Source organism: Halonotius sp. GCM10025705, from assembly GCF_042662885.1.
In the GTDB taxonomy this organism is placed as follows: Archaea; Halobacteriota; Halobacteria; order Halobacteriales; family Haloferacaceae; genus Halonotius; species Halonotius aquaticus.
Genome location: NZ_JBHSZD010000001.1, coordinates 2,063,467 through 2,086,904 on the forward strand (window position 1 = coordinate 2,063,467; position 23,438 = coordinate 2,086,904).

Consider the following 23,438-nt stretch of genomic DNA (forward strand, 5'->3'; position numbering starts at 1 on the left):
ACCACAGGTATGTATCTGGATATCGGCAACGCACTCGGCGGCAGTCCCGGTCTTACCGAAGAAACCCTCGATCACCTCGACGAGCGGGTCGGGCTCGCCCACGAGCGCATCGAGCAGGGCCGCGCAGACGATGAACACGGCTACGCCGCGCTCAACCTCCCCAAAACGGTCGACACCGATGCAATCCGCGCGGCGGTCGAACCGTTCGGAACGCCCGAAGCCGTCCTGACGGTCGGTATCGGCGGCAGCGCGCTTGGCGCGGCAACCATCTCCGCCGCGCTGGCCGACCAGACCGACGTGGAGGCGCACTTCCTCGATAACGTCGACCCCGAGGACACCGCCGAACTCCTCGACTCGCTACCCCTGGACGACACCGTCGTCAACGTCGTCTCCCGATCGGGCACCACGGCCGAAACCCTCTCGAACTTTCTCGTCGTCCGCGAAGCGATGGACGACGCCGGCGTCGACTGGACCGAGCAGACCTTCGTGACCACGGGCGACGAGGGCAACCTCCGAAATCTCGCCGATACACATGATCTCCCGTCGCTGAAAGTCCCCGAAGGCGTGCCGGGTCGCTTCTCGGCGATCTCGACAGTTGGGCTGGCCTGTGCCGCGCTGCAGGGCCTCGATATCGAGGGCGTCGTCGCTGGCGCCCAAACCGCGATGGACGATCTCTCGGGGTCGCTGTATGAGTCGCCGGCCTACGCCTACGGCGCGGTCTGTTACGGCCTTGCCGAGCGCGGCGCACTCACCAACGCGATGATGCCCTACGCGGAGTCGCTGGAATACTTCGCTGAGTGGTTCGCCCAACTGTGGGCCGAGAGTTTGGGTAAGGAACAGGTCGGCCAGACGCCGGCGCGCGCCCTCGGTGCGACCGATCAACATTCCCAACTCCAACTCTACCGGGCTGGCCCACGCGATAAGCTCGTGACGCTCGTCCGTCCGCGCGAACGCGAGGACATCGACATCCCCGAAACCGACCTCGAAGGCTTGTCGTATCTCGGGGGCTCCGGGCTTGGCGACCTACTGGACGCGGAGTTCGAGGCGACCGAAGCCAGCCTCGCCGCCGAGGGGCGACCCAACGTCCGCATCGAGATCGACGCCGTCGACGCCGAAAATATCGGCGAGTTGCTGTACGCAATGGAGGCCGCGACCGTGATGTACGGCGAACTTGCCGGGCTGTCGACGTTTACCCAGCCCGCTGTCGAATGGGGCAAAAAGGCCGCCCGCGGGCTGCTCGGCGGTGGCGACTTCGCGGAAGCCGACGCTGTCGCCGACAAGCGCACCTTCGAGATCGAGTAGCCAGATCGATCGAATCGGTGTCCCTAACAGGGGCGGCGGCGTAGCCGGCCGATAATGGCGACCGATACCGCTGGCTGGGAGCCACACGCGAAGGCCCTCGGGGAAGCCCTCCTTGTCGTGTTCGGGGCCTACCTCGTCGCCAGCGTCGTGCTTGCGGCGGTAAATCCACCCCTGGTCGACGCCGGAATCGTCACCCCCGGCGGCACCGACGAATACCTCGCACAGTTCGCCCTCCAGTACGCCGGCTTTCTGTTGGTCACCGGCTGGTACGCCCTCGCTGTCAGAGACGAGCCGCTGATCCCGTGGGCGACGCCCGGCCGCCGGGAACTCGGACTCATCGTCGCTGGGATCGTCATCCTCGTCGGCGCGAACAATGGGATCACCCGGCTGTTTGCCGCCGTCGACGTGAGCCTCGGCGACAACGCTGCCGTGACCATCGGCACCGGCGAGCCAGCCTACCTGTTGACGATGGTGGCCTTTTCCCTACTCGTTGTCGGGCCAGCCGAGGAACTGCTGTTTCGCGGTGTTGTCCAAGGTCGTCTGCGGGAAACGTGGGGGGTCTGGCCCTCAATTCTTGCGGCAACCGTGCTCTTTGGGCTGAGTCATGCCTCCGTCTCCGGCGGCATCGCCGGGATCGCTGCCTACATTGTTACCGCAACGCTGCTCGGCGTACTGTTGGGCTACCTCTATGAGCGCACCAACAACATCGTCGTGCCGGCGGTCATCCACGGCGTCAACAACGCCGTCATCTTTGCGTGGCTCTATCTGGGCGAGATCGGTGTTGTCTGAAAACAGCCGGCGAAACGGGCTTAGCTCGGGTTCTTCCGGGCAAGGTCGCTGCCGCAGATCCGACAGCGATCGAGATTGTCGTCGTAGGTGCGGCCACAGCCCTGACACTGGAACTGCCACTCCCGCTGTTCGGTGATCCCCTCCTGGGCGATCACGTTGACGGCGACGTTGAGCCGGTCGGCGACGTTCTGCATCGCGTAGTCGTCGGTGACCAAGGTGCCGTCAAGTTCGAAGGCAGCGGCGATGAGAATGATGTCAGTCTCGCTGAGTTCGTCAGCATCGCCGGTCTCTGTTGCCGCACGGTTGATCTTCTCAACCGTCTCCTCGGAGGGGATGTGGATATGCATCCCCGCGCCCTCCTCGGCGTCGAAGCGGAAGGCGTGTTCGCCCTCCAACTCCTCGTGGACTTGCGGAACCGAGGCGGTGTCCTCGTCAGTGTGATACTCGTTGATAAACGCCGACGTGTCGAGAATCTGCATATAATTACCGAGAAACAACGATGTAGTCTTTGACCGCATCAACGGCACCGGCTGGGATTTCGAGTCGGCCATCCTCGTTGGCCGGGAAATCGGCGGACGCCGCCGAGATCCCCTCGTTGGGGGTGACAAGCAGGTCGTGGAGGCGACCGGTTTTGAGATCCATTGTGATGTTGTAGAGGTCGCCGAGTTCCGTCCCGTCGGCGCCCATCACGGCTTTGCCCGAGAGATTTTCCGCGAGTATGTCAACCATGCCTGAGGTAGACGGGCGAACTCATATAAACGCCACGGGCGCGTCCGACGGCTGGCAGACAGCCGGGAAGTTGAAAGGCTTAACTCCGAGGGCCCGGTTCCACCGGTAACGCGGTTGCCGGAGTTCTATGCATGTCAGATCACGATACCTCACTGCGAACCCCGATCGTTGCTGTCCTCGGCCACGTCGACCACGGCAAAACCAGCCTGCTGGATAAGATCCGCGGCTCGGCGGTCAGCGAGGGCGAGGCCGGCGCGATCACCCAGCATATCGGCGCGACGGCCGTCCCACTCGAAACGATCGCCGACATGGCTGGCGACCTTGTCAAAGTCGAAGACTTCGACCTCCCCGGACTGCTCTTCATCGATACGCCCGGCCACCACTCGTTTTCGACGCTGCGCTCACGGGGTGGCGCACTCGCCGATATCGCGATCCTCGTTGTCGACGTCAACGACGGCTTCCAGCCGCAAACTGAGGAGGCCCTCGACATCCTCCAGCGCACCGGCACGCCCTTCGTTGTCGCCGCCAACAAGGCTGACACGACGCCGGGCTGGAACCCCAACGAGAACTCCCCGATCAAGCCAAGTTACGACGCCCAAAGCGACACCGCCCGCCAGCGACTCGACGAAAACCTCTATGAGATCATCGGCCAGCTATCGGACGACGGCTTTTCGGCGGATCTCTACTGGCGCGTCCAGAACTTCCAGAAGAACATCGGCGTCGTCCCTTGTTCCGCGCTGACCGGCGAGGGCGTCCCCGACATCCTCGCGGTGTTGATGGGGCTTTCCCAGCGGTTCATGAAAGCCGAGATGGAGATCGACGTGGCTGGCCCCGGCGAGGGGACAGTCTTGGAGGTCAAAGATCAACAGGGCTTCGGCGCGACGCTGGATGTTGTTGTCTACGACGGGACGATCCACGAGGGCGATCAGATCGTCGTCGGCGGGGTCAACGAGCCGATCGTCACCGAGATCCGGGCGTTGCTCCAGCCGCAGCCCAACGCCGAGATCCGGGTCGAAAACCGCTTCGAGCGCGTCGACGCGGTTGCGGCCGCCGCCGGTGTCAAGATCGCCGCCCCCGACCTCGATGATGCGATGGCCGGCGCGCCGGTGCGGGTCGTCCGCGACCGCGATGTTGACGACGTAATCAAGGAGGTCAAAGCCGAACTGGCCGAAATCGAGGTCGACACCGAGGAGGAAGGCGTCGTCGTCAAGGCCGACACCCTCGGCAGTCTCGAAGCGATGGCCAACGCCTTACAGGAGGCCGAGGTGCCGATCCTCCGGGCGGAGGTCGGCGATGTGGCACCCCGCGATATCGCGGTCGCCGGCACGGCCAGAGAGCCTGAGCATACGGTGATCCTTGGGTTCAACGTCGAGGTGTTGCCGGATGCCGAGCGCGAACTCGAACAAAGCGAGGTGACGCTGTTCCACGACGACGTGATCTACCAACTCGTCGAGGACTACGAGGAACACGTCGCGGAGATGCAGCGGGCCCAACAGGAGACGATCCTCGATAAGATCGTCCGGCCCGCGCGGTTTCAGATCCTCGACGACCACACCTTCCGACAATCCGATCCTGCGGTCGTCGGCGTCGAGATCATGTCAGGGACGATTAAGAACAACACGAATGTTGCCAAATTCGACAACAACGAGCCCGACCGCGTCGGTGAGCTGTCGGGGATTCAGGCCCAAGGCGACGATGTCGAAGAGGCCCGCGCCGGCGAGCGTGTTAGCGTCGCCATCGACGGGCCGACGGTGGGTCGACAGATCGAGGAGGGCGACGAGCTCTGGATCGAACTGCCGGAGAAACACGCCAAGATCCTCGAACAGGAGCTCAACGAAGAGATCCCAGCCGACGAACTGGAGGCGTTGTCGGGGTATCTGAACAAGCGACGAAAGCGCGATCCGTTCTGGGGGAAATAAGTATTTTGTGTTTGATTGTATACACAAGTTTGTAGGTGATAGCCGATGGTCGGGGTTGATCTCGCTACACAATTCTACCAACCTGATAGGTAGCCGCTTAGCCACTGTTCTCGGGTCACTTCGCCAGACTGTTGCAATCCCCGCTACCCCGACCCATCAGGATTACAGAGCGTCTGAGCAGGGCGATAGTCAAAAAACACGGAGAGAGTTACGAACAACACAGAAGCGACGGCGAACAGCCACGCCACTATCTTGTTCTTAGATGGAGGGCTGTTCATAGGCTCAGTCAATGGATTTCAACTGTTATGCTGACTATGCTCTTCACCAATCTACAAAGGCGTCTATCAGTGGTTCCGCTTTGAGAAGGAACCAGAATAAGATAATAACCCCAAAAGACGGAACGACGATAGTTCGAATCACATCCGTAGCCCATGCGACCATTTGGGCGGTACTCGCGTCACCAATACTCAAAGTCATGGTTAGGAGGACACCAGCCGCTCCGAGTATTGCCACAGCGGTCGCCAGATCGTCCGCGTTGTCCAAGTCGGACATCTATGCCATCTCCCCTGCAAACTGGAAAAATATGAAAACAACCGCCCCAACCACGGTGAGCGGAACCATCGCCTTCACAGCCCCCGCAAATAGATAGACCACCTGTTCAACCATCACCATGTCCGCATTCTGCATACTCATACTGGAGGTGATATTTATCATCCCAAATAGGAACGGAGCCACAGCAAGGAACGTGAGTAGCGATCCGAACGCGGCTATTTTCCCCCACGGAACTGTCATACGTTTAGCAAGAGCGGATGTGGGCTTAAGAATATTGCGCCGATTCGAAGGTTATAGTCCTCAAAACTCCAATTTAGTGGAAGTATGGCCGTGATTCATCACTACCACTACCGTTCGAGAGGTCACCGACCGCCGCCGCGGTCACGGAAATCTACCTGTAGAGCGACGACTGAGGAGGGCAGACTGAGACGGATGCCGAGAAGAAGCCGCTGAAAACAGCCGGCAGCTTAGAGGATGTACGCGCTGTTGTTCTCGATGTGGCGAGGGGCCTGTAGCTGCTTGTAGGTGCTTCCACCTGCCGGGGCTTGAGAGATGAACGTGATCGATTCTGACTCGTTGAGTGGCGACACACCACTAATATCCGTCAACGAAAACTCAACGACCATAAGGTCGTTTTGATCGGCTATTGTATCGGCACCGTCCTCAAGCCCTTGTTTTGGATAAAACTCAATGCCATCGCTGGCAGTGCCGGCACTCGTATTTTCACCGTTGACCACAGTCGCTTCGCCATCGGTTTCAATCGTGTACGAGACCTTGCTGAGGTTGATCGGATCGGAGCCGGACGCGAGTCGAACGCTCGCATTGAGCGTGTCGATCGTTTTGTTTGAGTTTGTCTCAAGCCCGATCACCTTACCGACCTGAACGACATCACTGACCTCAGCCGTTGTTTCTTCACCGGTTGCCTGTGCTTGTGATTGCAGGAGGCCTGCAGTGTTGATCAACACGCCCGCGGCGATCGCCGCGACCAACACCATCGCAATGAACACGATGAGCGTGCCGATCCCCACCTGACCTCGGTTCTCTGGTTCGAACATAGTGTGACGTCGCCCACCCGGAACAGGGTCGGCGATAGCAGAACGAACTCCGAAGAGGGATATAAAATTGTGGCAGCAATTTTCAAAAGAGATAATTATAGTAGAATTACAGGACAACCAAATTCGATAGACAAGTCTCAGTCAACTCTGAACAGCAAGAGAATTTTTCTCTAATTCTCTTTTTTGATATCTTGTCGGTACTTATTTTACCCTCTCGCTCCAACCAACTGGTAGTCGCCTTTCGTGACTGAAGGTGACTGTGTGACTACTACCCGGAACAGGTAGGGGAAGTTACCCAACGCTTCCCGTTCGAGATCCGGGGTGGTCGCGGATTGGTATTTTCTGCGGGACACGGATCCTCCCAGTCGATCACCCGTCGAAAGAAGACTGTAGGTTTATTTCCGCAAGCATTGTTGCCATAGATGGCCGCAATACGGCGGCCACCGACACCGAAACCCCACTGCACCGGGAGCGTCCCACCGCGCTCCCGTTTTAGCAACGACATCGAACGAACCCGACGTTTAAGCGCCGAACGCAGGCGTTTCCAGCGTTGTCTCCTCGCGTGGGTCGAAAGCCTCGTAGTGGACAACCTCCTCAATCGGGCGGCGACCTTTTCGCTCGTTGTCGATGTCTGCGGCCGGGTCAGTCGGATAGCCGAGCGTGATGAGCATTACCGGTTCGTACCCGTCCGGGATGTCGAACGCTTCAACGAGCCCATCAGCGTCGAAGCCTTCCATCGGGCAACTGGCGACGCCGTGTGTCCACGCCGCATACATGAGCGTCATCGCCGCCAGCGAACTCGATCGGGTCGTCCACGTTTGCCGGTCGGCCGCCGACATCCCAGCCATCGCCTCAACGTTGTCCAACAGCGCGTTTCGGACGTCGTCGTTCGGGATGTACTCCTTGGCGAGCCAGTCGTCAAACACCGCCTCGGCGTGGGCCATCGGATCGGTGTTGCCGAGGACGACGACAGTCGTGTCAGCGTCAACAACGTGGTCTTGGCCGTTGGCGACGGCTTTGAGTCGCTCCTTGGTCTCCGTGTCGCGCAGCGCAAGCAGCTCCCAGGGCTGGAGATTGTAGCCGGAGGGCGCAAGCGTCGTCGCCTGGAAGATGGCATCGAGGGTCGACTGTGCGATCGACTCGTCACTGTAGTCGTGTACTGATCGTCGGGTCGCAACGGCGTCTGTGAAATCCACACCAACGAGAGGGGCCGAACAGGCATAACGACGAGGCTCCCGGCAGCCGTCGATGGAAGGGCCCCCGGGGCTGTGACCTCCTATCTTTTTGACGATCCACACAGCAGGTAGGGTATGGACAAGATTGCCTTCGGCACTGATGGGTGGCGTGCCACCCTCGATGTCTTCACCGACGAACGCGTTCGAATCGTTGGCGAAGCGGTCGCAACCTATCTTGAGGAAGAGGGGTACACCGATCCCGTCATCATCGGCTATGACGCCCGCGAAACCTCACCCGGCTTTGCGGAAAGTCTCGCTGAGATCATGGCTGGCCACGGCTTCGACGTACTCCTGCCGGAACGTGATTGCCCGACCCCCGTGATCGCCTACGCGATCGTCAACCGCGGACTCTCCTGTGCGCTGATGGTCACGGCCTCGCACAATCCGCCGGAGTACAACGGCGTCAAGTTCATTCCCGAAGACGGCGCACCCGCCCTACCCGAACGCACCGAGAAGATCGTCGACAACCTCGCCGAACCCGACCTCCTCCCCGAGGAGGAGTGGGGTGAGATCACCGAGATCGATCCGATCCCGGATCACGCCGAGCATGCAACCGATCTCGTCGGCGCGGATCTCTCGGATCTCACCATCGTCTACGACGCCCTCCACGGCAGCGGCCGCGGCGTCACCGACGCCCTGCTTGAGTCGGCGGGCGCGGAGGTCATCACCCGCCGTTGCACCCAAGATCCCGACTTCGGCGGCGGCGAACCCGAACCGAGCCCGAGCAATCTCCAACCGCTGGCTGACGCGGTCGAAGAACACGACGCCGACCTCGGGATCGCCAACGACGGCGACGCCGACCGCATTGCGATCACCACCCCTGAGCGCGGCTATCTCGACGAGAACCTGTTTTTCGCCGCGGTCTACGACTACCTCCTTGAATCGGATTCCGGCCCCGCTGTCCGCTCGGTGTCGACGACGTTCCTCATCGACCGCATCGCCGAGGCCAACGGCGAGGAGGTCGTCGAGGTGCCGGTCGGCTTCAAGTGGGTCGGCAAAGCGATGGGTGACTCCGACGCGCTGATCGGCGGCGAGGAATCGGGCGGCTTCTCGATCCGGGGTCACATCCGCGAGAAAGACGGCGTCCTGATGGCCCTGCTGGCCGGCGCGGTCACCGCGGAAAAGCCGCTTGATGAGCGCGTTGACGCCCTGCTTGAGGAGCACGGTGAGATCCACGCCAGCAAACGCAGCGTCGACTGCCCCGACAGCGAGAAGGAGCGCGTCCTCGACGACCTCGAAGACCACATTCCGGAGTCGGTCGCCGGCTCAGCCGTTGCCAACACCGTCACCCTCGACGGCTTCAAACTCCTCCTTGAGGACGGCTCGTGGCTGCTAATTCGGCCAAGTGGCACCGAGCCGAAACTGCGGGTCTACGGCGAGGCCGGCAGCGACGAACGGCTCCAGACACTCCTGGACGAGGGCGTCGACCTCGTCGAACCGCTGGTGTAGGCTCTCACCGCCTGTCGACTGCGGTGGCCCGGTGTGTAAACCGGGTGTCTTTTTATCCGGGCTTTCGTATCCCGCAGCATGTTCAAGGCCATCGTGAGTGCTGACACGCTCAAGGACGCGCTTGACTCGGTGAGCGTGTTGGTAGACGAGTGTAAGATCCGGCTGAACGAGGAAGAGTTCGCCATCCGCGCCGTCGACCCCGCCAACGTCGGGATGGTCGACCTCTCGCTGGCCGCCGCGGCCTTTGAGTCCTACGAGGCCGACGGCGGCGTCATCGGCGTCAACCTCGGTCGACTCGAAGATATCGCCGGGATGGCAAACAGCGGCGATCTCATTCATCTCGAACTCAACGAGGAAACCCGCAAGCTCCACATCCAGATCGACGGCCTCTCGTATACCCTTGCGCTGATTGACCCCGATTCGATCCGCCAGGAACCCGACATCCCGGATCTCGATCTCTCGGCGGAGATCGTCTTGGAGGGCAGCCAACTCAGCCGCGGGATCACCGCCGCCGACATGGTCAGCGACCACATCGCCCTCCGTGTCGACCCCGACGAGGAAGCCTTCTATATCGAAGCCGAGGGCGACACCGACGACGTGGATCTCAAACTCGACAGCGACGATCTGATCGATCTCACCGCCGGCGCGGCCGACTCCCTGTTTTCACTCGACTATCTCAAGGATATGAACAAGGCGATCCCGAAGGCAGCCGAGGTCACGACCGAGCTCGGCGAGGAGTTCCCCGTCAAACTCCACTATGAGTTTGCCGAGGGCCTCGGCCAGGTCACCTACATGCTCGCCCCGCGGATTCAAAGCGAATAACGACGGCAGCACGCATCGACTGGCGTGGCAGGCTGACAGCGGCAGGCCGCAACCGATTTTACGCACCCGCTTGAGGCGTAGGTATGGAAGTGTTCGGCTCCAGTGGAGCCCGCGGGATCGCCGGCACCGAACTCACCCCCGAGTTCGTGCTGCAGGTCGCCCAAGCCGCTGGGACGGTCTGGGAGGCCGACCGCGCCGCCGTCGCCACCGACACCCGCCTGACCGGGCAGATGTTCGCCGATGCCACCGCCTCGGGACTGGCTGGGGTCGGGCTCGATGTCGACCGCCTCGGACTGACGCCAACGCCGGCGATCGGCCGGTACTGCGAACAGGAAGCGATCCCGGGGGTGATGCTGACGGCCTCGCACAATCCACCGGAGTACAACGGCGTCAAGCTCATCGGCGCCGACGGGATCGAGCTCTCGATCGACCGCTTAGAGCGGATCGAAGCCCACGCCCTCGGCGAGGAGTTCGACCTCGTCCCGTGGGAACTCGTCGGCGAGAGCCGCGAGGTCGACACCGCCAACGCCACCTATCAACAATCGCTGCTCGACGCCATCGACACCAAGCGCATCGCCGACGCCGACCTCACAGTCGCGCTCGATCCTGGCCACGGTGCCGGCGGGCTGGTCAGCCCAGAGTTCTACCGCGAGTTAGGCTGTGAGGTTGTCACCGTCAACGCACAACTCGACGGCCGGTTCCCCGGCCGGCTGCCCGAACCCGTCCCCGAAAATCTCGCTGACCTCGGTCGGCTCGTCGAGGCCGCCGACGCCGACGTTGGGATCGCCCACGACGGCGATGCCGACCGCTCGGTGTTTTTCGACGAACAGGGCCGCTTCATCGACGGCGACGCCTCGCTGGCCGCCTTGGCTGCACGCGAGTTGTCAGCCGGTGATCACACTGTCGCCGCGGTCAACGTCTCCCAGCGGTTGGTCGATGTCTGTGAGCGCGTCGACGCCGAGTTGGCGCTCACACCGATCGGCGCGACCCACATCATCACCCGGATCAAGGAGCTGTGGACGGCCGGTGAGACCGTTCCCATCGCCGGCGAGGGCAACGGCGGCGTCTTCTTCCCGAATCACCGCCTCGTCCGGGATGGCCCGTATATCGGCGCGAAGTTCCTCGAACTGATCGCCGACCGACCGGCCAGCGAGGTCGTCGCCCCATATCAGGACTACCACAGCACACGGGTTAATCTCGCCTACGGCAGCGAGGCCGAACGCCGGACGATGCTGTCGGCCGCCGAGGAGTACGTCCACACTGCCGATGCCGAGATCTCGACGCTCGACGGCTACCGCCTCGATTACGGCGACTCGTGGGTGTTGGTGCGACCCAGCGGCACCGAGCCGAAGATCCGGATCGTCGCCGAGGGAACGACCGCCGACCGCGCCGAGGAACTGGCGACCGATCTCGCCGACGTGGTGCGGGCGGCCGTGGAATAACACCGCGCCGACGGGAAACCTGTCACCACGGCGGCAAACATGGTAATAGCCCGCCCACCCAAACAGGGAGCCATGGAACGAATCGTCGAGGTGGTTCCGGACGCTGGCTTGCACGCACGACCGGCCTCACAGTTTGTCCAGACGGCAAATCGATTCGACAGTGAGATCACAGTCGGGCGGGCCGACGGCGACGACGCCGTGGGTGCCAACAGCATGCTCGCGGTGACCGGGCTGAACATCGAACACGGCGAGTCGGTGCGGATCACCGCTGACGGCGACGATGCCGAGGCTGCGCTTGATGAACTCGAAGCCCTGTTGACAACGCCGGTCGAAGACGAGGAGGAAGACAGCGAATGAAGCTCAGCGGCATCGGGAGCACACCGCTGTCCGGTGTCGGCACCGCCCGCTGGTACCGACCCAGTGATCTGACACTGCCTGAGCAACCCGACCCCAGCGACGTCGACAGCGACGCCGAACAGGCCCGCTTCGAGGACGCCCAAGCGACCGCCCGCCAGCAGATCGAACAGGCCCGCCAGCAGGCCGCCGAGCGCGTCGGTGAAGATGAGGCCGCCGTCTTCGAGGCCCATCTCCAGTTTCTCGATGATCCCCAACTCGTCGACGATATCGAAAGCGCGATCGGCGAGGGCACACCGGCCGAACACGCCGTCGACGATCGGTTTGGGGAAGCAATCGCCCAGTTCGAGGGGATGGACGGCCGGATGGCCGAGCGTGCCGACGATCTGCGTGATATCCGGGATCGACTCCTCCGGTCGCTGTTGGCTGTCGAAACCGTCGATCTCTCGGCGTTGCCAGCCGGCACGATCCTCCTGGCCGAACGTCTCACCCCGAGTGATACCGCAGAGCTCGATCCCGATTCGGTCGCCGGCATCGCCACCGTCACCGGCGGGCGCACCTCTCATGCTGCGATCATCGCCCGCTCGTTGGCGATCCCAGCGGTCGTCGGCGCCGGCGAGGAACTGACCGAGATCGAGGAGGGGGCGGACGTACTCGTCGACGGCGAGGCCGGCACCGTGGTTGTCGATCCCGACGAGGACGAGCGGGCGGCCGCCGGCGGCGTTGACGCACCGGTCGTCGAGGAAACGGTGTCGACAGCGGATGGAGTAGAAATCGAGGTCGCAGCCAACATCGGCGGCGAGGCAGAACTCGATCCGGCCGTCGCCCGCGGTGCCGACGGGATCGGCCTCTTCCGCAGCGAGTTCCTGTTTTTGGATCGGGAGGCCCCGCCGGATGAGGCCGAGCAGTACGACGCGATCACGACCGCGCTGGCGGCGTTTCCGGACAACCGGGTCGTCGTCCGAACGCTCGATATCGGCGGCGACAAAGCCGTGCCGTATCTCGACCTTCCAGAGGAAACAAACCCCTTCCTCGGCCAGCGCGGGATTCGGCTTTCGCTGGGGGCCCACAGCGACCTCTTCGAGACGCAGTTGCGTGCGTTGCTGCGGGCGGCGGCCAGCGAGCACGGCGACGACCTCGCCGTGATGTTTCCGATGGCGACACAGATCGAGGAAGTTGCGGCCGCCATCGAGCGCGTCGAATCGGTCGCCGCCGATCTTGACGGCGAAGGCGTCGACTACGCGATGCCGGAGCTTGGTGTGATGATCGAAACACCGGCGGCCGCGTTTCTTGCCGACAGCTTGGCTGAGCGACTCGACTTCCTCAGTATCGGCACCAACGACCTCACACAGTACGTGATGGCCGTCGACCGCGAGAATGACGCCGTCGCCGACTACCACGACCCGCTGCATCCGGCGGTGTTGCGCGCCATCGACCGAACGGTCTCGGCGGCCGACGGCAACGACGCCTGGGTCGGCATGTGCGGCGAGATGGCCGGCGACCCCGATCTGACGGCGTTACTTGTTGGCCTCGGCCTCGATGAACTCAGTATGAGCGCAGTGACGGTACCGGCGGTGAAACAGCAGGTGCAGCAAACCGCGACCAACGCTGCCCGCGACCTCGCTGCCGACGCGCTGGCCTGTGAGACACGGGCCGAGGTGCTGGACGTGCTCGACGAGATCTAAGACGGTTGTTTTCGTACAAAACGCCAGGACAGGGATTTGAACTCAGTCACTCCGCTCGTTGCACTCGCTTCGTTCCCTGTTCAAATCCTGTCAGTCAGCGGTTCCGGAGCAGCAGTGATCGCGGCGGGATACTCACGGCTCCGCCGTTCGTTTTCGTGGCGCTACGCGCCACGTCCGCGCCGCTGGTGTGTGCTGATCCGTCAGAAACGCCAGGACAGGGATTTGAACTCACTCGCTCCCTACGGTCGCTCGCTGCTCAAATCCTGTCGTGTGTCGTTTGCGACTCACGAGGAGCCTCGCACAGACAGTGCTCGGCGGTGTTGTTCGTCGCAAAAACGCCAGGACAGGGATTTGAACCCCGGATCCCAAAGGGAACACGCTTTCCAGGCGTGCGCCTTACCACTCGGCCATCCTGGCTCGTCCCCTTCTACCCCGCTGCCGATTTTAAACGTGTTGGTCGGCTATTCCGACCGCCGGCCAGCAACTACTTTCGCCCGGAACCAGTAGCCGTCGTATCGCCGACCAACCTTCCACTACGCGACCCCGACTCACGAAACGCAATCTCCTGCTCAGTGCCGGCGGTGTACTCACCGTGCTGACCGGCGGCGTGGCCTACGTCCTCAGCGAACTGGACGCCGAACACGCCGACTACACCGCACCCGAGGACTACCCGATGCTCACCACTCGCGGGCGACTCGGCGACGACGGCAATACACCAACAGTCGCCACCGAGGGCGAGTGGTCGTTCGCTGACGCCGACGAACTATTCCTGTTTGTCCACGGCTTCGATACCGACCCGGAGGCCGCCCGCGATCAGACCTACACGCTGGATGTCGGCCTTGAGGAGTACCGCTCGTCGCCGGTCGCCGGCTACAGTTGGGACTCTGATGGCGAATGGGCCGACGCCAAGGCTGTTGCCGACGCGAACGCCGAACCGCTCGCCGACTGGCTTAAACAGTGGGCCGCCGAGGACGGCCGCCCCGTCCACCTGATCGGCTACTCGCTGGGCGCGCGCGTCGTCTGTGAGGCACTGACCGAATTGGAGACGAGCGAGATGGCCACCTCGCTTGCGTCGGTGTCACTGCTCGGCGGTGCAATTCCGAGCGATAGCGTCGAACGCGATGGGGAGTATGGCGACGCCATCGCCGCGGTCGACGCGCCCATGACCAACTTCCACAGCGGGCGCGACCGCGTGCTCGGCTGGGTCTACCGCCTCTCGGATCGCACCACGGCGGTCGGCAGCGTCGGCATCGACGACCCGGCAGCCGCGCCCGATGGCTACCGCGATGTCGACGTGACCGACCTCGTCACCGATCACTACTCGTATTTCGAACCCGAGGAAGGCTGTCTGTCCCGCGTCGTCGACAGCTTCGATTAGCGGCGCAGGCGTGTCGCAACGACGGGCGCGGACGCGGTGACAACGAGACCGACGCCAAGCGCGATCACAGCGAGACCGCCGACGCCGACCGGCATCGTGCCACCCGCGAGGCGATACCCCAGCGCGAGCACGAGAAACAGCAGCGCGCCGACGAGCCCCCACAGGAGACTCGATTTACGACGCGGGCTCACGCCTCCGGATACGTCGCCACCGCCTCGATTTCGACGCCGACACCCTTCGGGAGCGCGCCTGCCTCGACCGCGCTACGAGCCGGCGGGGCGGCAGCGAAGTACGTCTCGTACGTCTCGTTCATTGCGCCGAAGTCGTCGATATCGGCCAGAAAGACCGTCGTTTTGAGGATATGCTCGGCGGCGAGATCCTCAGCCGCGAGGATCGCTATGATGTTATCGAGGGCGAGTTCGGTCTGGGTGGCGATGTCGGCGTCGGCGTGGAGGTCGCCGTCGGGCGTGAGGGGGATCTGACCAGCGGTGTAGAGCGTCGAGCCGTCGGTCGTCGCTTGGCTGTAGGCACCCACGGCTTCGGGGGCGTTGTCGGTACTGATGGTGCGTTTCATAGCTTCGGGTGGGCGGTCGAGCCGAATAAATCCGCCCCTCACTTCCGCACGTCAACGGTGTAGCCTGCGTCTCGAAGTGTCGCCAGCAGGTCGGCGGCGTGGTCAGGGCCGTGGGTTTCGAGTTCGAGTTCGACGGAGGTGTCGCTCATGCCGACCTCCCGGGAGGTGCGTTCGTGGTGGATCTCGTAGATATTAGCGCCTTTGTCGGCGATGATCTCGATCAGCGACTCCAACGCGCCGGGGCGATCCGGCAGGACAGTGCGGATCTTCAGATACCGCCCCAGTTGGATCATCCCCCGCAAGATCACCGTTGTCAACACGTTCATGTCGATGTTGCCGCCACACAGTGCGGGGACGATTACCTCGCCTTCCTCGTAGTCGAAGCGACCTTCCAGCAGCGCCGACAGCGCGACCGCACCCGCGCCCTCGACGACGGTTTTGCTCCGTTCAAGCAGCAGCGTCAGCGCAAGGGCGATCTCCTCGTCGGAGACGGTGACAACTTCGTCGACGCGTTCTGTGATGATCTCGAAGGGTTGCTCGCCGACCGAGCGGGTGGCGATCCCGTCGGCGACGGTGTCGACGCTGTCTCGCGATCGGATCTCACCAGCCTCAAGAGAATCGATGACGCTGGAGGCACCCTCTGCTTGGACGCCGATGATCCGCACGTCCGGTTGCTGGCTTGTGATCGCGGTGGCGATCCCGGAGATGAGGCCGCCCCCGCCGATGGGGACGACAACGGTCTCTACGTCGGGTTGCTGTTCGAGGATTTCGAGGCCGATCGTGCCCTGACCGGCCATCACCATCTCGTCATCGAAGGCGTGAACGTAGGTGCGGCCCTCCTCGCGTTCGATCTCGTGGGCGCGGGCTTGGGCCTCCGCGTAGTCGGCGCCGTCGAGGACGACACGGGCGCCATACCCACGGGTCGCTTTGACCTTCGAGATCGGCGCGTGTTCCGGCATGACGATCGTCGCATCGACGCCGGCCCGGGTCGCTGCCAAGGCGACGCCCTGGGCGTGATTGCCCGCGCTGGCGGTGACGACGCCGGCGGCCTGTTCAGCATCGGAAAGCGTCGCAATCCGGTTGAGCGCGCCCCGAATCTTGAACGCGCCCGTCCGCTGGACGTTTTCAGCTTGAGATGTACCGACGCGCCGGTTCGCTCCGAGAAGGTGTGTGAGTAGCGAACCGGCGTCACGCGGGCCACATCGGCGATGCGATCGCGGGCCGCACGTATCGCCGCAAGCGAGAGCATATCTCCCGTTGGTGGGGACGTGCGCTAATCGGTTTCGGTGTTGGTGATAGCGTCGCCAGGAGAAGGAACCAGATCGATCGTCATCGCCACCAGCAGGTCGTTGTGACTCACGAGTGTAAAAACGGGATGGGGAATGCACGCGTGTGACGCGCAACTGAGCGTTTGGCCCGGAGGTATATAAACATCCGGCATGCGTGGTGAAAGTGAAAACCGCACGCAGGCGGCGACTGCTGACGTCTGTCAGACGGCTGTCGGCCGCAGTTCGAAATTGTTATTCTGTATTGATAGGTTCAATCTGAGTCGCTGGGAGATAGCGTTCGACCCGCGCTGAAAACGCGCCGGTGCCGGGCCAGTACTGGTCGAGTGAGCCGAGGCCAAGCGCGGCCGGTTCGCCGAGATAGACGCTGGCTGTCGGGGTCGACACTGTCGCCGCAAGCGACGGCGCAAGTGAGACTGACACCCGGTGGTAGAGCCCGCTGTCGACGCCCTCGTACCGATCGAGTCGCTCGATGTCGTCAGTTTTGAGCAGCCGACCGGTGACCGAGTCGCCTGGGACAAGTGTCGGATATCGGCCGTCGACGCGGCGGAGCCCAACGCAGGTGGCGGCGCCGACAAACCGGTAGCTGTCGAGCAGCGACGTAACCTGCTCGTCGTCGGTGAGCGTGCCGTAGACGAAGACCAACGCGACCATTGTGGCGGCTACACAGCGTTGTCGATGGTCTCGATGGCTTCACAGCCGATGGCGACCGTGTCGGGGTCGAGATCGCTGTTGCGGAGCGCTGTCGGCGTATACCACGCCCAGCGGTCTGCGGGGGCTTCGCCGTCTCGGGGCTCGATCTCACGATGCTCAACGGCTGCAAAATAGATGTGATCGATATGCTGGTGGCCGACCGTCCCGTCAGGGTGGGTGTTGATATCGTACAGCAGCATATGAGCCGGCTGTGGCAACACCTCGCCGGCCGGTGGGTTCAGTTCGGCGGTCTCGCGGTGGAGGGTCGGATCGAGGCCGGTTTCCTCGCGGACTTCGCGGCGACCCGCCTCGTGGGGCAGTTCGTCGCGGTCGACATGACCACCGGGTGGGATGCGGATCCCAAGGCCGGCATGCCGATGCAGTGCGGTCGCGCCGTCGTTGACGATGTAGACGGTCGAGGTGAAATGGCGTGTCGTCTCCATGGCTATCGCTTGCGGGCCGGCGGCTTTGCGGTTGCGAAAGCGAGCAAAAACGGGCGTCGTCAGGCGACGGACTGCTGTTCGTCGGCTTCAAGCAGTTCGTGGTAGCGGTTACGGATCGTGACCTCGGAGATGTTGGCGACCTCGCTGACCTGGTTTTGGGTAACCTTCTGGTTGGTCAGCAGCGAGGCGGCGTAGATCGCCGCCGCGGCGAGACCGACCGGGGATTTCCCGCTGTGAACGCCCTGTGCTTTCGCCGTCGACAACAGTTCGCGGGCCCGACGCTCGGCCTCATCGGAGAGTGTCAGATCCGAGGCAAAGCGCGGGACGTACTGTTCAGGGTCAGCCGGCTTGATTTCGAGGTTGAGTTCGCGGGCGACGTAGCGGTAGGTGCGGGCGATCTCGTCTTTGTCGACTCTGGAGACAGCCGTGAGCTCATCAAGGCTGCGCGGGGTGCCAGCCTGTCGAGCCGCCGCATAGAGGGCCGCCGTCGAAACGCCCTCGATCGAGCGGCCGGGCAAGAGATCCTCATCGAGGGCCCGGCGATAGATGACCGAGGCGGTCTCCCGAACAGCATCGGGCAGCCCGAGGGCGCTTGCCATACGGTCGATCTCGCCGAGGGCCTGTTTCAGGTTGCGCTCCTTGCTGTCCCGTGTGCGGAACCGCTCGTTCCAGGTGCGGAGCCGCTGCATCTTCTGGCGTTGCCGCGAGGACAGCGACTTGCCGTAGGCGTCTTTATCCTGCCAGCCGATGTTGGTTGACAACCCCTTGTCGTGCATCATGTTCGTCGTCGGCGCGCCGACGCGGGATTTCTGATCCTTCTCGTTGCTGTCGAAGGCGCGCCACTCGGGGCCGTGGTCGATCTCGTCTTCCTCGACGACGAGTCCGCAGTCACGACAGACCGTTTCGCCGTGTTCGGTGTCGGTTGCCAGTTGGCCGTCGCACTCCGGACAGCGGAGGGTCTCGTCGGTGTCAGTCGACTCCGTCTGCTGGGGTGACCGGTTGTGGCTCCGGGTGTGCTCGTCGGTAAACGTACGAACGTTGTCGCTCATGATATGGATGAAACGGTGTGAGAGATCGCGGTATCACACCCGTTTTGTGCATCAATAGACACGGGCTGAAACAACTTAATAATACCCTATAATTGCAGCCAAATTTGCTATGAAAACTGTTAGACGAGAGCGGGTGAAGAATCGTTATGGATGTGCCGCTCACAGGCGGGTCAATTCGCCCGATAGCCCGGCTGTTCGTGAGGGGTGAAAACGACAACCCATTGAGACGAGACGGGGATTCCCAACTGGCAGCGACACCGGGGTGACCCGGGAAACGAAACCCTTACTCTCAGGCCGTGATTCGGGGCGCGTATGAGCGATTCGCCCGTCGACGCCGACGAGGTACAACACGTCGCCGACCTCGCGCGGGTCGATCTCGACGACGCCGACGCCGACGAGTTCGCCGCGCAGTTCGCCGACATCCTCGATTACTTCGCGGCCCTCGATGAGGTGCCCGAGGTCGACAGCGACCCCGAGTTGGTCAACGTGATGCGAGCCGACGAGGTCGAGGAGGGGCTCTCACAGGACGAAGCCCTTCAGAACGCCCCCGAAACCGAGGACGGCTTCTTCAAGGGGCCGAGCGTCTCATGAGCAGCGATCACACCGACGCCGGCGACGACGCCCACAACGCCTTCGTCACCGAAGCGACCATCGAGGGCAACGACGACGGCCCGCTGGCCGGCCGTACCATCGCGATCAAGGACAACATGTCGACCGACGGCGTCCGGACGACCTGCGGGTCAGCCATGCTCGAGGACTACGTCCCGCCGTACAACGCCACCGTCGTCGACCGCGTGCTGGAGGCGGGAGCCACGATGGTCGGCAAGGCCAACATGGACGAGTTCGCCATGGGCGGCACCACCGAAACCTCAGCGTTCGGCGCGACCGAAAACCCCGCCGCGCCCGACCGCGTGCCCGGTGGCTCCTCCGGTGGCTCGGCCGCGGCCGTCGCCGCCGGCGAAGCCGACCTCGCGCTCGGCAGCGACACCGGCGGCTCCGTGCGCAACCCCGCCGCCTTCTGCGGTGTCGTCGGCATCAAACCGACCTACGGGCTCGTTTCCCGCTACGGCATCGTCGCCTACGCCAACAGCCTCGAACAGGTCGGCCCGCTGGCCAACACCGTCGAGGACGCCGCCCTCCTACTCGATGTGATTTCGGGCCCTGACCCGAACGACGCGACGACCAACGACGGCGGTGCTGACTCCGAGTATGCCGCCGCCGCCGACGGCGATGTCGAGGGGCTCACAGTCGGCGTCATCACCGACCTGATCGAGGGTGCGGACGACGACGTGGTCGAGACCTTCGAGGCCTCGCTGGACGATCTCGAAGCCCAAGGCGCTGAGATCACCGAGGTCTCGCTGGACTCGCTGGAACACGCCGTCCAGGCCTACTACGTGATCGCCATGTCGGAGGCCTCCTCGAACCTCGCGCGCTTCGACGGCGTTCGCTACGGCCCCGCGACCGACAGCGAGGGCAACTGGAACGAGCAGTTCGCCGCCGTCCGCGAGGAAGGCTTCGGTCCGGAGGTCAAACGCCGAATCCTCCTCGGCACCTACGCGCTCTCGGCGGGCTATCACGACAAGTACTACAAGAAGGCCCAGGACGCCCGAGCGTGGGTGAAACAGGACTTCGACGACGCCTTCGAGGACGTGGACGTGCTGGCGTCGCCGACGATGCCCGTGGTGCCGCCGAAACTCGGCGAGAGCCTCGACGACCCGCTCCAACTCTACCTGATGGATGCCAACACCGTCCCCGTCAATCTCGCCAATCTGCCGGCGATCTCGGTGCCTGCTGGCGACGTGGACAGCCTGCCGGTCGGCTGCCAACTCATCGGCCCGAAATTCGGCGAGGAGACGATCATCCGGGCGGCGAGTGCGGTTGAGGACTGAGTAGACAGTAGCTATGGAAGCCGGCATTTGTTGTGGCTAGTTATTATTTATTTCAGCTTTTTCAGGATAGAAGGGAATATTTTGTGTTTTAAATCGTTTATCTCATATCAATTTCATATAAAAATCGTCGTCACATTGTTCGGAATAGACTCTTAAAAATTATTACTTGAAAAACGGAAAGATTACAACAACTCTCGGATTTCGTCAGCGAACGTTGTTGATTTAAATATATTTTTGGCTTTGACTTGGAGTGCTCGCCCTCCGCCTGAAGAAACTTGCACGTTTCCGAGGCCAACAAGGGCTTCCCAGATTGATTTCCGCTCTTCAACGCCACGAACTTTATCCAGTCGCAGTTCCTGTCTGACAAGAGATATGAAACGATATTCCTTGATGAACCGCTGGGTTGTAATGTAATATGTGGTGAGTGTATTAGTCCAGTAGGCAAATAGTCCAGTAGAGAAGAGGTACAATCCGGGAATAAGTGCGGCGATAGGATATATGTAGGGTAGAAGTGTGAATAGAATCAAATATATGAAAATACCGAGTAAAACCGACCCAATACCCATTTTTGCAATTGCAGCTCGCTGTACAGGGCTCCTGGTATCAATGATTTTCTCATTTTCGTCCATCTCTGGTTCATCCGGTGCTGCAACATACTCAATATAAATCCCGACAGCAATTATGAATGTGCCAAATAACATAAACGGTACCCCGATTCCCTGTGGGGCATTATGTTGTCCGAAATAGGCATACGCTCCACTGGAAAGGAAAAATACGCCAAATAGCGCACTCCAAATGGCAGGTCGCCCTCGTGCCATTGTTAACGTCCTCCCACTAACTGATACGCTATTCCACCTACTGACAGCAGAAATCCGAGCGTCGTGAGGTTTGTTGGATTCGACAATGCTCCGCCTCCCCCAGACGGATTGTTTGAAAATAAACCGCGTTGACCAGATGCACCCGAACCACTTGAGGCACTATTTGTATACTGTTCTGGGTTCGATAATTTGAATTCAAATTCAGTAGGTTCAGTAACGAAAACAGTCTGTATTTTTTGTGGTCGTTCTCCAAATGACTGTATTTCCACGTCTGTTGGACTAACTAATTCAACGCCGCGTTCATTTGAGCGTTCGTATTTTGTATAGCCGTCTGAATCGGTAGTGAAATACTCACCCGGCTTGGGGCCAGTACCATTTTCAGCTCGAAACTGGACTGGAAGATCTTCAACAGGACTGCCCTCTTCATCGATAAAGCGTATATCTGTTTCATATGCTTCAGGAATCACGAACTCACCGATATTTCCACTCTCGTTGATATTCACATTTTCAAATGAGTAAACTACAGGTATTTTATTATATTTTTCAGTAGTATCGAAAGCAGTAACCCTATACGAGCCTGTTTCTGGTAGGTTGAAAGTTATTTCTCCAGAAGTGTCAACTAACGTTCTGGGATGAATGTCCTCGTTCACTATATTTTGCAGTTGGAACTCTACCCCTGAAACATCTGTTTCAACCTCAGAACGAACTGTGGCCACAACTTCAACTCCACTCTGTGCCGAAGCACTCCCGATAATAGCCGGTGAAGACAAAGTCAATGCGCCTGCTGCACAAAATCTTCTACGGGTAATAGACATACTGTTACGCATATGAATAATAGTACAATTAAATTTTGATAAGTATTGTCATCTTGAAACAAGTCTCATACTAATATCCTTGATTACTATCTGACTCAATGTCAAATGAAGGCGGAAAATGTCTGATTACTCCAAGTCAGCTCTAATTGCTGTATCCCTGCTCTGTATCTCGCACTTCGTTACTGTCAGCTTGTGTAACGGTGTTACTGCTTGTTCCTGCGTCGTCGTCCTGTGACACCTCCCGATCCACTTGGTGTCCGCGATAGCCAAGCGTCCGTTTAGCGAAGGCGTCCAGCGCTTTGAGCGTCGTGCTGACGTAGATGCCAGCGACGAACACCAGCCCACCGACGAGCCGCTCGGTCGAACGCAGCCCTGACTCGCCCAGCGTCGCCGTCGAACCGGGCGGATCGACGAACACGCCGGCCAGCAGAAAGACACCAGCCGACAGCGGCAACACGGCGACCGTCCGGCTCAGGATTTTCAGCCGGTAGCGACCCGCTCGCTCGAACTGTTTGGCGAAGTTGGCACACGTGTAGACGGCGGCTCCGAGAAAGCCGAACAGGTAGACGGTCGCCGGAATCTGCATGGCGATCCCGACGCTGCTCGCCGAGATGATGACCGCCAGCAGCGTCGCCGACAGCACCGTCCAGTAGAAGATCCGTCCCCAGCGCGTGTCGTACCAGTCGTCGGTATCGGATCCCATGCCAACAGCACTCACAGCGATAAGATAAAAATGACACCCACACAGAACATCGCACCCGCTAAAACAGCCGATATCGTTTTATCAGCCTCGCTGTCAACAAGCCGGTATGGTCGTTCTTGCCCTCCTCAACCTCGCGGTGGGACTGGTGGCGACGACGGTTGTCGCCGTCGACACACATCGCCGCGGGCTGTCGACACGCATGCAGGCTGGCTGGATCGGATTCGTTGCTGTCAGCAGCATCGGCGGCTCGGTTGCCGTCGCTGCCGACGATGCGGGTTTGCTCCGCCTGCTGCAGTTCGGGCGCGACCCCATGCTCGTGGTGACCCCGGTGCAGCTTCTTGCCACGGTGCTCCTCGCCGGGCTCACGCTGAGCGCGCTGGCGGTGCTCGCGTACGGGTTCGGCAGCCGGTACGGGCCGCTTGCGGCGGCCTGATCGCCGCCGCGCCGTCGAATCCAG

Annotated in this window: 26 protein-coding genes, 1 tRNA gene and 1 pseudogene; 12 read left to right on the plus strand and 16 right to left on the minus strand. The window is 61.5% G+C overall.

Translation table 11 applies throughout. The features are described 5' to 3' along the window. The first annotated feature begins 9 nt into the window (after positions 1–9). Both ACFQJB_RS11520 and ACFQJB_RS11525 read left to right on the plus strand, forming a co-directional pair. Positions 10–1,302: a glucose-6-phosphate isomerase gene (locus ACFQJB_RS11520; protein ID WP_379727447.1), complete on the plus strand. Its 1,293-nt coding sequence runs from the start codon at positions 10–12 to the stop codon at positions 1,300–1,302. Positions 1,303–1,356: 54 nt separating this feature from the next. Continuing rightward, positions 1,357–2,091 carry a CPBP family intramembrane glutamic endopeptidase gene (locus ACFQJB_RS11525; RefSeq protein WP_379727450.1) on the plus strand — a complete coding sequence of 245 codons (735 nt, stop codon included), beginning with the start codon at positions 1,357–1,359 and terminating at the stop codon, positions 2,089–2,091. Between the two features lie 20 nt (positions 2,092–2,111). On the opposite strand, the gene ACFQJB_RS11530 is transcribed toward ACFQJB_RS11525, so the two are convergent. Then, on the minus strand, positions 2,112–2,570 hold the full coding sequence (locus ACFQJB_RS11530) for an NOB1 family endonuclease (RefSeq protein ID WP_120103710.1): 459 nt from the start codon (positions 2,568–2,570) through the stop codon (positions 2,112–2,114). Between the two features lie 4 nt (positions 2,571–2,574). Then, complete coding sequence (locus ACFQJB_RS11535; protein ID WP_120103711.1) at positions 2,575–2,820, minus strand: PRC-barrel domain-containing protein; 246 nt, start codon at positions 2,818–2,820, stop codon at positions 2,575–2,577. A 131-nt stretch (positions 2,821–2,951) separates the two neighbouring features. Between ACFQJB_RS11535 and infB the strand changes: the two genes are divergently transcribed. Next, positions 2,952–4,739 carry a translation initiation factor IF-2 gene (gene infB / locus ACFQJB_RS11540; RefSeq protein WP_120103712.1) on the plus strand — a complete coding sequence of 596 codons (1,788 nt, stop codon included), beginning with the start codon at positions 2,952–2,954 and terminating at the stop codon, positions 4,737–4,739. A 321-nt stretch (positions 4,740–5,060) separates the two neighbouring features. Here infB and ACFQJB_RS11545 read toward each other — a convergent pair whose 3' ends face one another. The 4 genes from ACFQJB_RS11545 to ACFQJB_RS11560 form a co-directional block, all read right to left on the minus strand. Next, positions 5,061–5,291, minus strand: coding sequence for a hypothetical protein (locus tag ACFQJB_RS11545; RefSeq protein WP_379727454.1), 231 nt, complete (start codon positions 5,289–5,291; stop codon positions 5,061–5,063). Beyond that, entirely contained in the window at positions 5,292–5,531 is a 240-nt protein-coding gene (locus ACFQJB_RS11550; protein ID WP_379727457.1) for a hypothetical protein, read from the minus strand. It abuts the gene before it with no gap. A gap of 227 nt (positions 5,532–5,758) precedes the next feature. Further along, positions 5,759–6,346 (minus strand): archaellin/type IV pilin N-terminal domain-containing protein, encoded by a 588-nt coding sequence (locus ACFQJB_RS11555; protein ID WP_379727460.1) that lies wholly within the window; start codon positions 6,344–6,346, stop codon positions 5,759–5,761. Positions 6,347–6,867: 521 nt separating this feature from the next. Continuing rightward, complete coding sequence (locus tag ACFQJB_RS11560; RefSeq protein ID WP_379727463.1) at positions 6,868–7,542, minus strand: nitroreductase family protein; 675 nt, start codon at positions 7,540–7,542, stop codon at positions 6,868–6,870. Between the two features lie 114 nt (positions 7,543–7,656). Between ACFQJB_RS11560 and ACFQJB_RS11565 the strand changes: the two genes are divergently transcribed. From ACFQJB_RS11565 to ptsP, 5 genes are all read left to right on the plus strand, one after another. After that, positions 7,657–9,030 carry a phosphoglucomutase/phosphomannomutase family protein gene (locus ACFQJB_RS11565; protein WP_379727466.1) on the plus strand — a complete coding sequence of 458 codons (1,374 nt, stop codon included), beginning with the start codon at positions 7,657–7,659 and terminating at the stop codon, positions 9,028–9,030. A gap of 78 nt (positions 9,031–9,108) precedes the next feature. Continuing rightward, positions 9,109–9,852, plus strand: a complete 744-nt coding sequence (locus tag ACFQJB_RS11570) for a DNA polymerase sliding clamp (RefSeq protein WP_120103716.1) — start codon at positions 9,109–9,111, stop codon at positions 9,850–9,852. A gap of 83 nt (positions 9,853–9,935) precedes the next feature. Then, the gene (gene glmM, locus ACFQJB_RS11575) at positions 9,936–11,294 is read left to right on the plus strand and encodes a phosphoglucosamine mutase (protein ID WP_379727470.1); all 1,359 of its coding nucleotides are present in this window, start codon (positions 9,936–9,938) and stop codon (positions 11,292–11,294) included. 72 nt (positions 11,295–11,366) lie between these two features. Further along, positions 11,367–11,651 carry a phosphocarrier protein HPr gene (gene ptsH1 / locus ACFQJB_RS11580; RefSeq protein ID WP_379727473.1) on the plus strand — a complete coding sequence of 95 codons (285 nt, stop codon included), beginning with the start codon at positions 11,367–11,369 and terminating at the stop codon, positions 11,649–11,651. Further along, a complete protein-coding gene (gene ptsP / locus ACFQJB_RS11585; protein WP_379727476.1) occupies positions 11,648–13,333 on the plus strand; it encodes a phosphoenolpyruvate--protein phosphotransferase in 1,686 nt (561 codons plus the stop codon). The genes ptsH1 and ptsP overlap by 4 nt, the downstream gene beginning before the upstream one ends. A gap of 336 nt (positions 13,334–13,669) precedes the next feature. Here ptsP and ACFQJB_RS11590 read toward each other — a convergent pair. Then, positions 13,670–13,750: transfer RNA gene (locus tag ACFQJB_RS11590), tRNA-Ser, on the minus strand. A gap of 175 nt (positions 13,751–13,925) precedes the next feature. On the opposite strand from ACFQJB_RS11590, the gene ACFQJB_RS11595 reads away from it, so the two are divergent. After that, a complete protein-coding gene (locus tag ACFQJB_RS11595; protein WP_379727480.1) occupies positions 13,926–14,711 on the plus strand; it encodes an alpha/beta fold hydrolase in 786 nt (261 codons plus the stop codon). Here ACFQJB_RS11595 and ACFQJB_RS11600 read toward each other — a convergent pair. The 6 genes and pseudogenes from ACFQJB_RS11600 to ACFQJB_RS11625 form a co-directional block, all read right to left on the minus strand. Further along, positions 14,708–14,902 carry a hypothetical protein gene (locus ACFQJB_RS11600; protein WP_379727483.1) on the minus strand — a complete coding sequence of 65 codons (195 nt, stop codon included), beginning with the start codon at positions 14,900–14,902 and terminating at the stop codon, positions 14,708–14,710. The genes ACFQJB_RS11595 and ACFQJB_RS11600 overlap by 4 nt on opposite strands. Further along, positions 14,899–15,285 (minus strand): Rid family detoxifying hydrolase, encoded by a 387-nt coding sequence (locus ACFQJB_RS11605; protein WP_379727486.1) that lies wholly within the window; start codon positions 15,283–15,285, stop codon positions 14,899–14,901. The genes ACFQJB_RS11600 and ACFQJB_RS11605 overlap by 4 nt, the downstream gene beginning before the upstream one ends. Positions 15,286–15,323: 38 nt before the next feature. Beyond that, positions 15,324–16,534, minus strand: a pseudogene (gene ilvA, locus ACFQJB_RS11610) (threonine ammonia-lyase). Positions 16,535–16,805: 271 nt separating this feature from the next. Beyond that, on the minus strand, positions 16,806–17,225 hold the full coding sequence (locus tag ACFQJB_RS11615) for a gamma-glutamylcyclotransferase family protein (protein WP_379727489.1): 420 nt from the start codon (positions 17,223–17,225) through the stop codon (positions 16,806–16,808). A gap of 8 nt (positions 17,226–17,233) precedes the next feature. Next, positions 17,234–17,707 carry an NUDIX hydrolase gene (locus ACFQJB_RS11620; protein ID WP_120103725.1) on the minus strand — a complete coding sequence of 158 codons (474 nt, stop codon included), beginning with the start codon at positions 17,705–17,707 and terminating at the stop codon, positions 17,234–17,236. Between the two features lie 59 nt (positions 17,708–17,766). Next, positions 17,767–18,756, minus strand: coding sequence for a transcription initiation factor IIB (locus tag ACFQJB_RS11625; RefSeq protein WP_120103726.1), 990 nt, complete (start codon positions 18,754–18,756; stop codon positions 17,767–17,769). A gap of 312 nt (positions 18,757–19,068) precedes the next feature. Between ACFQJB_RS11625 and gatC the strand changes: the two genes are divergently transcribed. Then, positions 19,069–19,347 carry an Asp-tRNA(Asn)/Glu-tRNA(Gln) amidotransferase subunit GatC gene (gatC, locus tag ACFQJB_RS11630; protein WP_120103727.1) on the plus strand — a complete coding sequence of 93 codons (279 nt, stop codon included), beginning with the start codon at positions 19,069–19,071 and terminating at the stop codon, positions 19,345–19,347. Next, entirely contained in the window at positions 19,344–20,645 is a 1,302-nt protein-coding gene (gene gatA / locus ACFQJB_RS11635) for an Asp-tRNA(Asn)/Glu-tRNA(Gln) amidotransferase subunit GatA (protein WP_379727493.1), read from the plus strand. The genes gatC and gatA overlap by 4 nt, the downstream gene beginning before the upstream one ends. A 182-nt stretch (positions 20,646–20,827) precedes the next feature. Here the strand turns inward: gatA and ACFQJB_RS11640 are convergent, their stop codons facing one another. The 3 genes from ACFQJB_RS11640 to ACFQJB_RS11650 all read right to left on the minus strand — a co-directional run bounded on the left by ACFQJB_RS11640 (position 20,828) and on the right by ACFQJB_RS11650 (position 22,981). Then, the gene (locus ACFQJB_RS11640) at positions 20,828–21,463 is read right to left on the minus strand and encodes a PH domain-containing protein (RefSeq protein ID WP_379727496.1); all 636 of its coding nucleotides are present in this window, start codon (positions 21,461–21,463) and stop codon (positions 20,828–20,830) included. A gap of 2 nt (positions 21,464–21,465) precedes the next feature. Continuing rightward, positions 21,466–22,290: a hypothetical protein gene (locus tag ACFQJB_RS11645; RefSeq protein WP_379727499.1), complete on the minus strand. Its 825-nt coding sequence runs from the start codon at positions 22,288–22,290 to the stop codon at positions 21,466–21,468. Positions 22,291–22,420: 130 nt separating this feature from the next. Next, positions 22,421–22,981 carry a hypothetical protein gene (locus ACFQJB_RS11650; protein ID WP_379727501.1) on the minus strand — a complete coding sequence of 187 codons (561 nt, stop codon included), beginning with the start codon at positions 22,979–22,981 and terminating at the stop codon, positions 22,421–22,423. Positions 22,982–23,087: 106 nt separating this feature from the next. Between ACFQJB_RS11650 and ACFQJB_RS11655 the strand changes: the two genes are divergently transcribed. Continuing rightward, a complete protein-coding gene (locus ACFQJB_RS11655) occupies positions 23,088–23,414 on the plus strand; it encodes a hypothetical protein (RefSeq protein WP_379727504.1) in 327 nt (108 codons plus the stop codon). Positions 23,415–23,438: the final 24 nt, after the last annotated feature.